At 73.7% G+C, this 11241-nt stretch carries 11 protein-coding genes, 1 tRNA gene, 1 pseudogene and 1 riboswitch; of the genes and pseudogenes, 2 read left to right on the top strand and 11 right to left on the bottom strand.

Annotated elements, in window-relative coordinates; genetic code table 11:
• Positions 1 to 112: 112 nt before the first annotated feature.
• The 10 genes and pseudogenes from ACFWJB_RS34975 to ACFWJB_RS34930 form a co-directional block, all read right to left on the bottom strand.
• A pseudogene (locus tag ACFWJB_RS34975) lies at positions 113 to 1489 on the bottom strand (NtaA/DmoA family FMN-dependent monooxygenase); the annotation flags it as partial.
• 20 nt (positions 1490 to 1509) lie between these two features.
• Positions 1510 to 2727 (bottom strand): LLM class flavin-dependent oxidoreductase, encoded by a 1218-nt coding sequence (locus ACFWJB_RS34970; RefSeq protein ID WP_386927328.1) that lies wholly within the window; start codon positions 2725 to 2727, stop codon positions 1510 to 1512.
• Between the two features lie 101 nt (positions 2728 to 2828).
• Positions 2829 to 3575 (bottom strand): GNAT family N-acetyltransferase, encoded by a 747-nt coding sequence (locus ACFWJB_RS34965; RefSeq protein WP_386927326.1) that lies wholly within the window; start codon positions 3573 to 3575, stop codon positions 2829 to 2831.
• 59 nt (positions 3576 to 3634) lie between these two features.
• On the bottom strand, positions 3635 to 4654 hold the full coding sequence (locus ACFWJB_RS34960) for a transporter substrate-binding domain-containing protein (RefSeq protein ID WP_386927324.1): 1020 nt from the start codon (positions 4652 to 4654) through the stop codon (positions 3635 to 3637).
• Between the two features lie 46 nt (positions 4655 to 4700).
• Complete coding sequence (locus tag ACFWJB_RS34955) at positions 4701 to 5486, bottom strand: amino acid ABC transporter ATP-binding protein (RefSeq protein WP_385471795.1); 786 nt, start codon at positions 5484 to 5486, stop codon at positions 4701 to 4703.
• Positions 5483 to 6463: an amino acid ABC transporter permease gene (locus tag ACFWJB_RS34950; RefSeq protein WP_385471793.1), complete on the bottom strand. Its 981-nt coding sequence runs from the start codon at positions 6461 to 6463 to the stop codon at positions 5483 to 5485. The genes ACFWJB_RS34955 and ACFWJB_RS34950 overlap by 4 nt, the downstream gene beginning before the upstream one ends.
• Positions 6464 to 6676: 213 nt before the next feature.
• Positions 6677 to 6826, bottom strand: a complete 150-nt coding sequence (locus ACFWJB_RS34945; RefSeq protein ID WP_385471790.1) for a hypothetical protein — start codon at positions 6824 to 6826, stop codon at positions 6677 to 6679.
• A gap of 31 nt (positions 6827 to 6857) precedes the next feature.
• Positions 6858 to 6966, bottom strand: a riboswitch (SAM riboswitch).
• A gap of 53 nt (positions 6967 to 7019) precedes the next feature.
• The gene (locus tag ACFWJB_RS34940) at positions 7020 to 7679 is read right to left on the bottom strand and encodes a glutathione S-transferase C-terminal domain-containing protein (protein ID WP_385471788.1); all 660 of its coding nucleotides are present in this window, start codon (positions 7677 to 7679) and stop codon (positions 7020 to 7022) included.
• A gap of 120 nt (positions 7680 to 7799) precedes the next feature.
• Complete coding sequence (locus tag ACFWJB_RS34935) at positions 7800 to 7925, bottom strand: hypothetical protein (protein WP_385471786.1); 126 nt, start codon at positions 7923 to 7925, stop codon at positions 7800 to 7802.
• Between the two features lie 155 nt (positions 7926 to 8080).
• A tRNA-Pro gene (locus tag ACFWJB_RS34930) sits at positions 8081 to 8154 on the bottom strand.
• A 161-nt stretch (positions 8155 to 8315) separates the two neighbouring features.
• Between ACFWJB_RS34930 and ACFWJB_RS34925 the strand changes: the two genes are divergently transcribed.
• Both ACFWJB_RS34925 and ACFWJB_RS34920 read left to right on the top strand, forming a co-directional pair.
• Entirely contained in the window at positions 8316 to 9275 is a 960-nt protein-coding gene (locus ACFWJB_RS34925) for a bile acid:sodium symporter family protein (RefSeq protein WP_386927321.1), read from the top strand.
• 117 nt (positions 9276 to 9392) lie between these two features.
• Positions 9393 to 9716 (top strand): hypothetical protein, encoded by a 324-nt coding sequence (locus tag ACFWJB_RS34920; protein WP_386927319.1) that lies wholly within the window; start codon positions 9393 to 9395, stop codon positions 9714 to 9716.
• Between the two features lie 57 nt (positions 9717 to 9773).
• On the opposite strand, the gene ACFWJB_RS34915 is transcribed toward ACFWJB_RS34920, so the two are convergent.
• On the bottom strand, positions 9774 to 11090 hold the full coding sequence (locus tag ACFWJB_RS34915) for an MFS transporter (RefSeq protein WP_386927317.1): 1317 nt from the start codon (positions 11088 to 11090) through the stop codon (positions 9774 to 9776).
• Between the last annotated feature and the right edge of the window lie 151 nt (positions 11091 to 11241).

The raw sequence follows: 11241 nt of genomic DNA, 5'->3' as shown, positions 1-11241 counted from the left end.
TTATACGCCCCGCGTCCGCGTGGGGGGGGGGCGGCCGCCCCGGGCCGGGGCGGGGCCCGCGGGGGGGGGGGGGGCCGCACCCGCCACCGCCGTCATCGGGGCGGCCGGTGAATCAGGACGCCGCCCGTTCGTCGGCGCGCGCCGTGTCGGGGTGGGTGAGGCCGAGGTGGTCGCGCAGGGTGGTGCCCTCGTAGTCGGTGCGGAAGACGCCCTGTTCCTGGAGCAGCGGGACGACCTCGTCCGCGAACTGGTCCAGGCCGGCCGGGGTGATGTGCGGGACGAGGATGAAGCCGTCGGCGGCGTCGGCCTGCACGAAGTCGTTGATGCTGCGCGCCACGGTGGCCGGGGAGCCGACGAAGGTCTGGCGGTTGCCGGTGTGGATGACGAGGTCGCGGATGGACCAGCCGCGGGCCGCCGCCAGTTCGCGCCACTCGCGGGCGGTGGCCAGCGGGTCGCGGTACATCCGCACCTGGGCCCGCCCGCGCGCGATGTGCCCCTCGGACACGTCCGGGTCGACGTCGGGCAGCGGGCCGTCCGGATCGTAGGCGGACAGGTCCCGGTTCCAGACGAACTCCAGGTGCTTGAGGGCGGTGGCCCCGCTGACCTGCTGCCGGCGGACCTCCCGCGCCCGTTCCTCGGCCTCGTCGTCGGTGTCGCCGAGCACGAAGGTCGCGGCGGGCAGGATCAGCAGGTCGCCGGGCCGGCGGCCGTACTTGGCGAGGCGGCTCTTGACGTCCCGGTGGAACGCCCGGCCCTCCTCCAGGGTGGCGTACCGGCTGAAGATTGCGTCCGCGTCGGCGGCGGCGAACTCACGTCCCTCCTCGGAGTCCCCGGCCTGGAAGATCACCGGGCGGCCCTGCGGGGAGCGCGGGACGTCGAAGCGGCCGTGGATGTCGAAGTGCTGTCCCCGGTGTGCGAAGGCTCCGGCCTTGGCGTCGCTCAGGAAGGTGCCGGTGACCGGGTCGGCGACGATCTCGTCCCCGTGCCAGGAGTCGAGGAGTTCGTTCGCCGTGGCCAGGAACTCGCGGGCGCGGGAGTAGCGCTCCTCCTGCGGCAGGAAGCCCCCGCGGCGGAAGTTCTCGCCGGTGAAGGCGTCCCAGGAGGTGACCACGTTCCACGCGGCGCGGCCGCCGGAGAGGTGGTCGAGGCTCGCGAACTGCCGGGCGACCTCGTAGGGCTCGTTGAAGGTGGAGTTGATGGTGCCGGTCAGGCCGAGCCGGTCGGTGACGGCGGCGAGTGCGGCGAGGACCGTGAAGGTGTCGGGGCGGCCGACCACGTCCAGGTCGTAGATCCGCCCGCCCTGTTCGCGCAGGCGCAGGCCCTCGGCGAGGAACAGGAAGTCGAACTTGGCCCGTTCGGCGGTCCGTGCGAAGTGGGCGAAGGAGGCGAACTCGATGTGGCTGCCGGCCCGGGGGTCGCTCCACACGGTGGTGTTGTTGACGCCGGGGAAGTGCGCGGCCAGGTGGATCTGCTTCAGCGGCTTGGTCATGACGGTGGTGTCCTCCCGGCTCAGGCGGTCGCGGTGGGGGTGGCGGCGTAGCGGTTGGCGGGGCGGTCGAGGCCGAGCAGTCCGCGCAGGGTGTCCGCCTCGTACGCCTCGCGGAAGACGCCGCGGCGCTGCAGCTCGGGGACCAGGCCGCGGGTGATCGCCGGCAGGTCGTGGCCGAGGACGGCGGGGCGGAGCCGGAACCCGGTCAGCCCGGCGGTCGTGAATTCCTGGAGCAGGTCGGCGAGTTGGGCGGGGCTTCCGGCGAAGACGCGGGCGTCGCCGGTGTACGGCGTCCCGGCCGCCGCGTCGAGGCGTTCCCTGCGGGCGGCGGCATCGGCCGGGTCGTCGTCCAGGAGGACCACCAGGTCGGCGAAGACGTGCAGCGGCTCGCCGGCCCGTCCGGCCGCCGCCTGTTCGGCGCGGATCTCGGCGACGATCGCCCGTGCCTGGCCGGTGTCGTGCGGGGTGACGTAGCCGACGTCGGCCTGCCGGGCGACGAGCCGGTACGGCACGGTCCAGTGGGCGAGGGCGGTGACCAGGGGCTGGCCCTGCGGGGGCCGGGGGGTGATGGAGGGGCCCTTGACGCTGAAGCGGGGGCCACGGAAGTCGATGTAGTGCAGCTTGTCCCGGTCGACGAAGCGGCCGGTGGCCGCGTCCCGGATCTCCGCGTCGTCCTCCCAGCTGTCCCAGAGGCGGCGGACCACCTCGACGTGGTCGGCGGCCTCCTCGAACAGCTCGGTGACCAGCTCGCGTGCGGCCGGGCTCTCGTAGCTCTCGATGCGCGGGACGGTGCGTCGGCCGAAGTGGGCGGCCTCGTCGGGGCGGGCGGAGATCTTCACGCGCAGACCGGCGCGGCCGGTGCTGACGTAGTCGAGCGTGGCGATCGCCTTGGAGATGTGGAACGGCTCGGTGTGGGTGGCGATCACGGTCGGCACCAGTCCGATGTGCCGGGTCAGCGGCGCGACGCGGGACGCGATCAGGACGGCGTCGAGGTGGCCGCGGACCTGGTCGGTGCGCTCGTCGGGGCCGAGGAGGCGGGAGGACTGCGGGCCGAGGCCGTCCTCGATGGTCACGAAGTCGAGCAGGCCGCGTTCGGCCTCGGCGACGAGGCCGGCCCAGTAGGCGGCCGTGAACAGTTCGGCGGGGCGGGCCACCGGCTCGCGCCAGGAGGCGGGGTGCCAGCCGGTGCCGTCCAGGGCGACGGCGAGGTGCAGCGGGGCGGGAGGAGTGGTGGACACGGGTGGTCTGCCTTCCTGGTCGTCCGGAGGGGAACGGAGGTCTCACCGGGGGCGGGCGGGGTGGGCGCCGGGCCGGAGGTGGTGGAGCGGCGCGCGGCCGTTCACCGGTTCCCCGGCGTGGCGGCCGTGCCGGGTGTGCGCACGTCGCGGAACTCGGTGTGGCGGCGCAGGGTGAAGCCGATGGACTCGTACAGCCCGATGGCCCGGGTGTTGCTCGCGGCGGCGTGCAGGAACGGGGTGTCGCCGCGTTCGCGGATGCCCGCGGCGACGGCGCGGACCAGGCGGGTGGCGAGTCCCCGGCCGCGGTGCTCCGGGTCGGTGCACACGGCGCTGATCTCGGTCCAGCCGGGCAGCCGGAGTCGCTCGCCCGCCAGGGCGACCAGCCGGCCCCGGTGCCGGATGCCGAGGTAGGCGCCGAGGAGCACGGTGCGGGGCAGGAAGGGGCCGGGCCGGGTGCGGGCGACCAGGTCCAGGATCTCGGGGACGTCGGCGGGCCCGAGCCGTACGGCCCCGGGGTCCGGCTCGGCGCGCAGCGCGGTGTCGACGAGCTGCACCCCGGGCACGCCGCCGAAGGCCCGCCAGCCCGCGGGGACGGTGGGCGCGCCGGGCACCGCGACCGCCGTGCCGGGGCCGACGAGGCGGTGCAGGTCGGCCCAGGCGGCCGGATCGGCGGGATTCTCGAGGGCGGCGAAGACGGCCACGTCCGACGGGTAGCGGGCGGCCCGGCCGAGGCGTTCGGCGAAGGGGGCGTGCGGGCCGGTCAGGGCGGCCCAGACGGCGTTGTCGAGGGGGTGCGGGGCGGGGGCGGCCGGGGCCGTGTCGACGTGTAGGCCGGTCGGCTGGGTCACGGGTTCGGTTTCCTCTCCTGCGGACGGGACCGACGGGGGGACGTAATGGTGACGGATCGTCAGTTGTTGTCGAGGGGGAGGCCGGGCGGATTGACCTCGGCCGACTCGACGGCCTCGCTGGAGAGGTTCCAGACGGCCAGCCACTTCGCGTACTGGCCGTTGTCGATCAGGTGGTTGATGGCGTCCGCGATCGGCTCGGCGAGCCCGCTGTCCTTCTTGGTGGTGGCCGCGATCAGGCCCTGGAGGGAGGCACCGGCTCCCGAGTAGGTGCCCGCGCTGCGCGTGGCGCCGGGGGTCTTCGCCGTCCGGGCGACGTGGTAGGCGACGCCCGGGTTGGCGGCGAAGTAGGCGTCGATCTTGCCGCCGTCGAGTGCCAGGTAGGTGCTGCTCTTGCCGGCGTAGTGCTTGACGGTGAGCTGCTTGCCCTCCTGCTTCAGCTTCGCCTGCCACTCCAGGAGGATCTTCTCCTGGTTGGTGCCGTTGTCGACCGCCACCGTCCTGCCCGCGAGGTTGCGGTAGTCGCCGTCGAAGTTCCAGGTGCTCCTCGCCGGCACCTCGAAGCCGACGTCGTCCTTGCGGTAGGACGCGAAGTCGTACTTGCGCTTGCGTTCCTCGGTGTCGGTGATGTTGGCGAAGGCGACGTCCGTGCGGCCGCTGTCGATGCCGACGAACATGTTCTCCCAGGTGGAGTTCTTCAGTTCGGGCTCGAGTCCCAGCACGGCTGCGACCAGCCGGGCCAGGTCGGTCTCGGCGCCGGTGAGGGACTTCTGGTCGTCGCCGACGTACGCCAGCGGCGGGAAGCCGTCGGGCAGGGCGCCGACACCGACGACGAGTCTGCCGCTGCTGCGGACCGACTCGGGGAGGCGGGCGCTGATCGACTTCACCTCCGGGACCTTCAGCACGGTCTCCCGGGCGGCGCCGTTGGACAGCCGGCCGAGCGTCACCGTGCCCGCGGGGTCGGCCGTGGTGGCGGCGTCGCTGTCGGTGCCGCAGGCGGTGAGCCCGGTGGCGAGGGCGGCCGCGGCGGTCGCCGCCGTGATGCCGCGGAGCAGACCGCGTCGGGAGAGGTGGTGGGGCATGGCTGTCCTTGTCGCTGGGAGGGGCGGAGGCGGAGGCCGGGGCGGGTCACAGGACCCTGGCGAGGAAGTCCCGGGTGCGTGCGTGCCGCGGGTGGTCGAGGACCTGGGAGGGCGGGCCCTGTTCGACGATCCGGCCGTCGTCCATGAAGACGATCCGGTCGGCGATCTCGCGGGCGAAGCCGATCTCGTGGGTGACGATGACGAGGGTGGTGCCGCTGGTGGCCAGGTCTTTGATGACGGCGAGGACCTCTCCGACCAGTTCGGGGTCGAGGGCCGAGGTCGGCTCGTCGAAGAGGATGATGCCGGGCCGCAGGGCCAGGGCGCGGGCGATGGCGACGCGTTGCTGCTGTCCTCCCGAGAGCTGCCGGGGGTAGGCGCCGGTCCGGTCGCCGAGGCCGACGCGGGTGAGCAGGTCGCGGGCCTGCCGCCGGGCCTCGTCGCGGGGGAGCCTGCCGGTGGCGACGGGTGCGGCGGCGACGTTGTCGAGGACGGTCAGGTGCGGGAAGAGATTGAAGTTCTGGAAGACGAAGCCGATCCGGCCGCGCTGGCGCAGGATGGCCCGCTCCCCGAGTTCCCTCAGCCGGGTGCCGTGGCGTCGTACGCCGATGGGCTCGCCGCCGACGCTGACGTGGCCGATCTCGGGTTTCTCGAGGTGGTTGACGACCCGCAGCAGGGTCGACTTGCCGGAGCCGGACGGACCGAGGACCACGGTGACCTCGCCGGGCCGCACCGTCAGGTCGATGCCGTCGAGCACGTGGTGGGTCCCGTACCACTTGTGCACGCCGTGCACTTCGAGGGCGGCCGGGGCGACGTCGGTGGCGGTGGTGGTCATACGGCGGCCTCCCGGCGCAGCCGGGCCCGTGCCTCGGCGAGGCCGGCGCGCGCCTTCTGCAGGGGTGTCGGCGGCAGGGTGCGGGTCGCTCCCCGGGCGAAGTGCCGCTCGGCGTAGAACTGGACGACGGACACGGCACTGGTGAGGACCAGGTACCAGACGGTGGCGACCAGCAGCAGCGGCACGATGTCACCGGGGTAGGTGCTGCCCATGGTCTGCACCGAGCCGAACAGGTCGAGCAGGGACACGTAGAAGACCAGGGACGTGCCCTTGATGAGGCCGATGAGCTGGTTGACGTAGTTCGGGGTGATGGACCGCAGGGCCTGCGGCAGGACGATCCGCCGGAACTGGTAGCCCTTCGGCAGGCCGAGGGCGGCGGCCGCCTCGTGCTGGCCCTGGTCGACGGAGAGGATGCCGCCGCGGACCACCTCGGAGGCGTACGCCGCCTCGTTGAGGCTGAGGCCGACGACGGCGACGGCCAGGTCGGTGGCGAGCCGCGACTCGTCGAACGTCACGAAGGCCGGCCCGAAGGGCACACCCAGGCTCAGCGTCCGGTACAGGGCGGAGAAGTTGTAGAGGAAGATCAGGACGACGATCAGCGGGACGGACCGGAACAGCCAGGTGTAGGTCCAGCTCACGGCGCGCAGGACCGGGCTGCCGGAGAGCCGGGCGAGGGCGAGCAGTACTCCGCCCAGCAGGCCGAGCACGGCGCTGAGCGCGGCCACTTCGAGGGTGACGAGGAGGCCGTCCAGGATGACGGGGCGCAGGAACCAGTAGCGGAAGCGGTCCCACTGGTAGAAGGGGTTGGTGGCCAGGCCGTGGACGATCTGGGCGACGACGACCAGGACTGCGGCGGTGGCGACCCGGCGGCCGGGCCGGCGCGGCGGCAGCACCCGCTGGGCGGCGGGTGGCCGGGGGCTGTCGGTGGCGGGCGGTGCCTCGGCGAGGGACACGGCGGCGCCCGGGGGTTCGCTCATGGGAGGACTCCGGTGGGTGCGGGCACCCCGGGGTCGTGCGAACGGCGGTGGACCGCTGCGGCGCGGCGGAGCGGCGGGAGCCGCTCCGCGGCGCGGGGCGGCGCACGGGGGAAGGCACGGGACCGGGGCGGGGCGGACAACGGCACACCGCGGGGGCGGTGTTCGTCGTGGCCGGGCGGTCGCCGCGAGCGCTGAGGTCCGGAAGGAGGGAGGTCAGCCCTGGCGGCGGCCGCGGCCGCGGTCGGTACACAGTGCGCTGCTGACGCGGAGCAGATCGACGGCACGGTCGGCGACGAGCGGGCTCGGGTACGGGCGTACGGGGCCCTGGGGGCGGCGGTCCGCCGTCCTGGGAGCTGCGTACATGTCCGTCACCGTCACTGTTCCGGCCCTGCGGGCCTCGCGCTTACCGAAGTGCATCCGGTCCGGTCGTCACCTGGGGCACCCCACCGCGGAGCGAGGGTTGCCGGTCAGCCAGCCAGGGCTTGTCACTGACGCTCATGACCGTTCTTGGTCCGTAAGTAAGGCAGTTGGCCGTGCTCGTGTCAACGCCGTCCCGTCAGATGGGACGGTCTCCGAGGCGGCGCGCGAAGGCCGGGTGCGCGCTCAGGCGCCGCACGTGGGACCACAGGGCGGGGTGGCGGTCCGTGCGGTGGGCGGCGCCGAGCCGGGACAGGGCCACCCACACCTCGACGTCGGCCGCGGTGAGCCGCTCCCCCAGGACGTAGGGGTGGCCGGTGAGCCGTTCCTCCAGCGAGTCCAGCGCCGCGGGGTCCTCCGCTCGGGCGCAGAGCAGCTCCACGGCCTCGATCGCCGCGTCCTGGCCGTCCGGGTACAGCTCGGGGCCCGCGGAGGCGAAGTACCGGGCGAGGTCGCGCATGATGTCGGGCGCGTGCGTGCTCACGATGCGGCCCGACCAGTCGTCGCTGAGCACCGGCGCGACGGCCGGTCCCCGGTAGTGGTGCGCGCTCGCCTCGTACAGCGACCGCAGCGCGGGGTGGCCGCCGTCGGCACCGTCGGGAACGGGGTCGAGGAGGGTCACCGGACACACCTCGTCGAGTCCGAGGAGGCCGTGCACGACGGCGATGCGCAGACAGTCGTCGTGGCCGGGCGACAGGTGGAGGCGGTAGCGGCGCGGCACGGCGTAGTGGCCGCTGCGGGGGTCGCGGCCGATGCGCCCCCGGAAGGCCGGCGCGGGAGCGAGGGGGGTGACGGTCATGGTGCTCCTCGGGTGCGGGCGCGTGGACACGCGCGGCGGAGGCGGCGGCGGGCGGGCCGTGCGCGGGCACCCGGCCGCACGGGACGCGTGCGGGAGCGCGGGCGGCCGGTGCCGGACGGCTCAGCGCGATGAGGTGATGGCGCTGCGGACGCGGAGGAGGTCGATGTGACGGCGGGAGGTGAGCAGGGGCGACGGTCCCGGCGTGCGGCGGTCCGCGTCGGCGGTGACCGGCTCGATGCTCCCCATGATTCCCTACCTGTTCACTAGGATTACCAGGGGAGTGTCGGCCTGTGTCCGGGGTGCGTCAAGGGGGTGTCCACGCTGTGGTCGGCCGCATGGGGGGGGGCGGACACGCGAAAGGGCCTCCGCGAGCCGTTGCTCGCGAAGACCCTTCGTCACCGTCGGGACGACAGGATTTGAACCTGCGACCCCTTGACCCCCAGTCAAGTGCGCTACCAAGCTGCGCCACGTCCCGGTGTGCGTCCCACGGGCCGCGGTTGAGCGGTTTCCGTGTGATCACGCAGGTCAACCCTACCCCATCCGCCGGAGGGGGTGCGGCCGACGGCCCGGGCCGCCCCGATGATCACATCGCGAGACGGCGTTGCGTCCCGTCGCCGGCGGGCGTTACCTCGCACGGTGCGAACCGAACGACCCGAACACCTCAGCGACCAGTCCACCGGCGACCGCTCCGCGCGCCGCGCCGTCACCGTCTTCCCCCTTCTCGTCCTCGCGGCCGGCGCCGTCGGCCTGCTCCTCCCGGGGAGTTTCACCGGGTGGGGCGAGGCGGTGCCGTACCTGCTGGGCGTGGTGATGTTCTGCATGGGCGTCACCATGACCCCGGAGGACTTCCGCGGGGTCGCCAAGCGCCCCTGGGCGGTGGCCCTCGGGCTGGTGGCGCACTACGTCATCATGCCGGGGCTCGGCTGGGCCATCGCCCACCTGCTCGACCTCTCGCCGCAGCTCGCCGCCGGCGTGATCCTGGTGGGCTGCGCGCCCAGCGGCACGGCCTCCAACGTGGTGACCTACCTGGCCCGGGGCGACGTCGCCCTCTCGGTCTCCGTCGCCACCGTCTCCACGCTCGTCGCCCCGCTGGTCACCCCGCCGCTGACGCTGCTGCTGGCCGGCGAGTACCTCCCGGTGGACGCCGGGTCCATGGTGACGGACATCCTCAAGACGGTCCTGCTGCCGATCCTCGCGGGCGTCGCCGTCCGGCTCGTGGCGGGCCGGTACGTGCGACGGGCGCTGACCGCGCTGCCGTGGCTGTCCGCGCTGACGATCTCCGTGATCGTGGCCGTGGTCGTCGCGGGCAGCGCCGACGCCATCAAGTCGGCGGCGGCGATGGTGTTCCTCGCCGTCGTGCTGCACAACGGCCTCGGACTGGCGCTCGGCTACGGCGCGGGACGCCTCGGCCGGCTCGGTGAACCGGCCAGCCGGGCCATGGCCTTCGAGGTCGGCATGCAGAACTCCGGCCTGGCGGCCTCGCTGGCCACCGCCCACTTCAGTCCGCTGGCGGCGCTGCCGGCCGCGGTCTTCTCCGTCTGGCACAACGTCTCCGGCTCCCTGACCGCCGCCTGGCTGTCCCGCCGGGGACGGTAACCTGCGGCCCCGGCGGTACGGCACCGGTCACGCGGCGGAGGGAACCGAGTTGAGCATCGTGTGCGGCGCGAGGACGGCCCCACCCGTGCGTGCGGGCGCCGGCGGGACGGCCGGCCCGTGAACGGCCACCGGCGGATCGTCGCGGTCTGGTCGGGGCTGTGCCTGGCCGGCCTCGCCGCCACCGCCGCCCTCGGCGCCGATCCGTACGCGGACGGGCCCGGGTCCCCCGGCGAGGATCCGGCTCCGACGGCGAGCCACGCCGTCGACTGCGCGGAGATCGCCGACCGTGTCGCCGAGGGGCGCCGGGAGCGCGAGGAGGCGGAGGCGTGGCCGGCACCGTCCGCGTCCCCCTCGCGGCAGGCCGTCCAGACCTTGACGGTGACCACGGTGCCCGAGGAGTGCGGGGACGAACTGGACGCCCGCGGCCTCACGTCACCCTGACCGGCCCGGCTCCCCTGGCACGCCCGCGCGTGCGCACCCCCGCGTCGCCGGACGCGGTCAGTGCGCGGTGACCAGCTTCCGTCCCGCGCCGTCCCCGGCCGGCCTAGCGCGCAGGGCCGCGACGCCGATGAAGACCATGGACGAGACACCGGCGAGCGCGAAGGCGGTGAAACCCCAGTCGCCCTGGTCCGCGGCGAGCAACTGGCCGCCCAGCCACGGGCCGAAGACGGCGCCGAAGCGGCCCATGCCGGACGTCCAGCCGACCGCGGTGGCGCGGTCGGCGGGGGCGGAGCCGATGGAGACGGTCGCGTAGATCATGGTCTGGGCGCTGTTGAGGAACACACCGGTGAGGAAGACCACCACGAAGGTGAGCGCCAGCGGCATGTGGACGCTGAGCAGGAAGACGCCGCAGGCGGTCAGCGCGAACCAGACCGCGGAGATGCGCGGGGCGCCGAAGCGGTCCGAGGCGCGGCCGGCGACCAGCATGCCCACGATGCCGCCGAGGTTGAACAGCACGACGAAGGTGAGCGCGGAGCCGAGCTCGTAGCCCTCGCCGCGCATCAGGGTGGGCAGCCAGGTGGCGACGCCGTAGACCAGCAGCAGGCCGCCGAAGGAGGCCAGCCAGTACAGCAGGGTCTGGATCCACTCGTTGCCCCGGAAGAGGTTGGCGAGGTTGGCCCAGGCGGCACCGGAGGCCTTGCCGGTGGCGGCGGGGAGTTCGACGTCGTAGCGACCGGCCAGCGTGCGGGCCTCCTCGGTGCGGCCCCGGGCGACCAGGAAGCTCAGCGACTCGGGCAGGAACCTGGCGAGGACCGGGACGAAGAGCAGCGGCACCACGCAGACCCAGAAGGCGGCGCGCCAGCCGAGCGGCTCGACGATCCACAGGGCGACGTAGGCGGAGAGGATGCCGCCGGCGTGGTGGGCGGTCATCAGCAGGCCGATGGTGATCGCGGCGCGGCCCCGGGGGGCGTAGTCGGAGACCATGCTGATCGCCGTCGGCAGCAGGCCGCCGAGGCCGACGCCGGCCAGGGTGCGGCCCAGGCCGAAGACGGCGACGCTGCTCGAGACGGCGCAGATGCCGGAGGCCAGGGAGAAGAGCGTGACGCAGCAGACCATCAGCTTCTTGCGTCCGATGCGGTCGGCGACCGTCCCGGCTGCCAGCGCGCCGACCAGCATCCCGAAGGTGGCATAGCTGCCGAGGTCGCCGGCCTGGCCCGAGGTGAGGCCGAGGGCCTTCTCCCGGAGCATGTGCGGCAGCACCGAGCCGTAGATGAACATGTCCAGGCCGTCGAAGAGCACGGCCAGCCAGCAGAGGCCGACGACCAGCAGGGCCAGTCTGCTGCCGCGGGCGGACAGCGCGGGTGAGGAGGACATCGTTGTTTTCCTCTCGTCCAGGAGGCGGTGCCTGGAGGGGACGGGTGATGGGGCGACGCTAAGGACCACGTTCCTGGGTGTCAACGTTTTTGTTAACAATCACAGCGACGATGTGAGGGGTGGGTCGGGGGCCCCGGGTTGGGGGGCGCAC

This window comes from Streptomyces sp. NPDC127100 (genome assembly GCF_042724095.1).
Lineage (GTDB): Bacteria > Actinomycetota > Actinomycetes > Streptomycetales > Streptomycetaceae > Streptomyces.
The sequence above is the reverse complement of the archived record's forward strand: the minus strand, read 5'-3'. Positions and strand labels throughout refer to the sequence as shown.

Bases quoted from the DNA above. Each gene is read 5' to 3' on its own strand.
- ACFWJB_RS34915 (WP_386927317.1), bottom strand. From the start codon at position 11,090: ATGTCCTCCTCACCCGCGCTGTCCGCCCGCGGCAGCAGACTGGCCCTG.
- ACFWJB_RS34940 (WP_385471788.1), bottom strand. From the start codon at position 7,679: ATGACCGTCACCCCCCTCGCTCCCGCGCCGGCCTTCCGGGGGCGCATC.
- ACFWJB_RS34935 (WP_385471786.1), bottom strand. From the start codon at position 7,925: ATGGGGAGCATCGAGCCGGTCACCGCCGACGCGGACCGCCGCACGCCG.
- ACFWJB_RS34945 (WP_385471790.1), bottom strand. From the start codon at position 6,826: ATGTACGCAGCTCCCAGGACGGCGGACCGCCGCCCCCAGGGCCCCGTA.
- ACFWJB_RS34960 (WP_386927324.1), bottom strand. From the start codon at position 4,654: ATGCCCCACCACCTCTCCCGACGCGGTCTGCTCCGCGGCATCACGGCG.
- ACFWJB_RS34950 (WP_385471793.1), bottom strand. From the start codon at position 6,463: ATGAGCGAACCCCCGGGCGCCGCCGTGTCCCTCGCCGAGGCACCGCCC.
- ACFWJB_RS34955 (WP_385471795.1), bottom strand. From the start codon at position 5,486: ATGACCACCACCGCCACCGACGTCGCCCCGGCCGCCCTCGAAGTGCAC.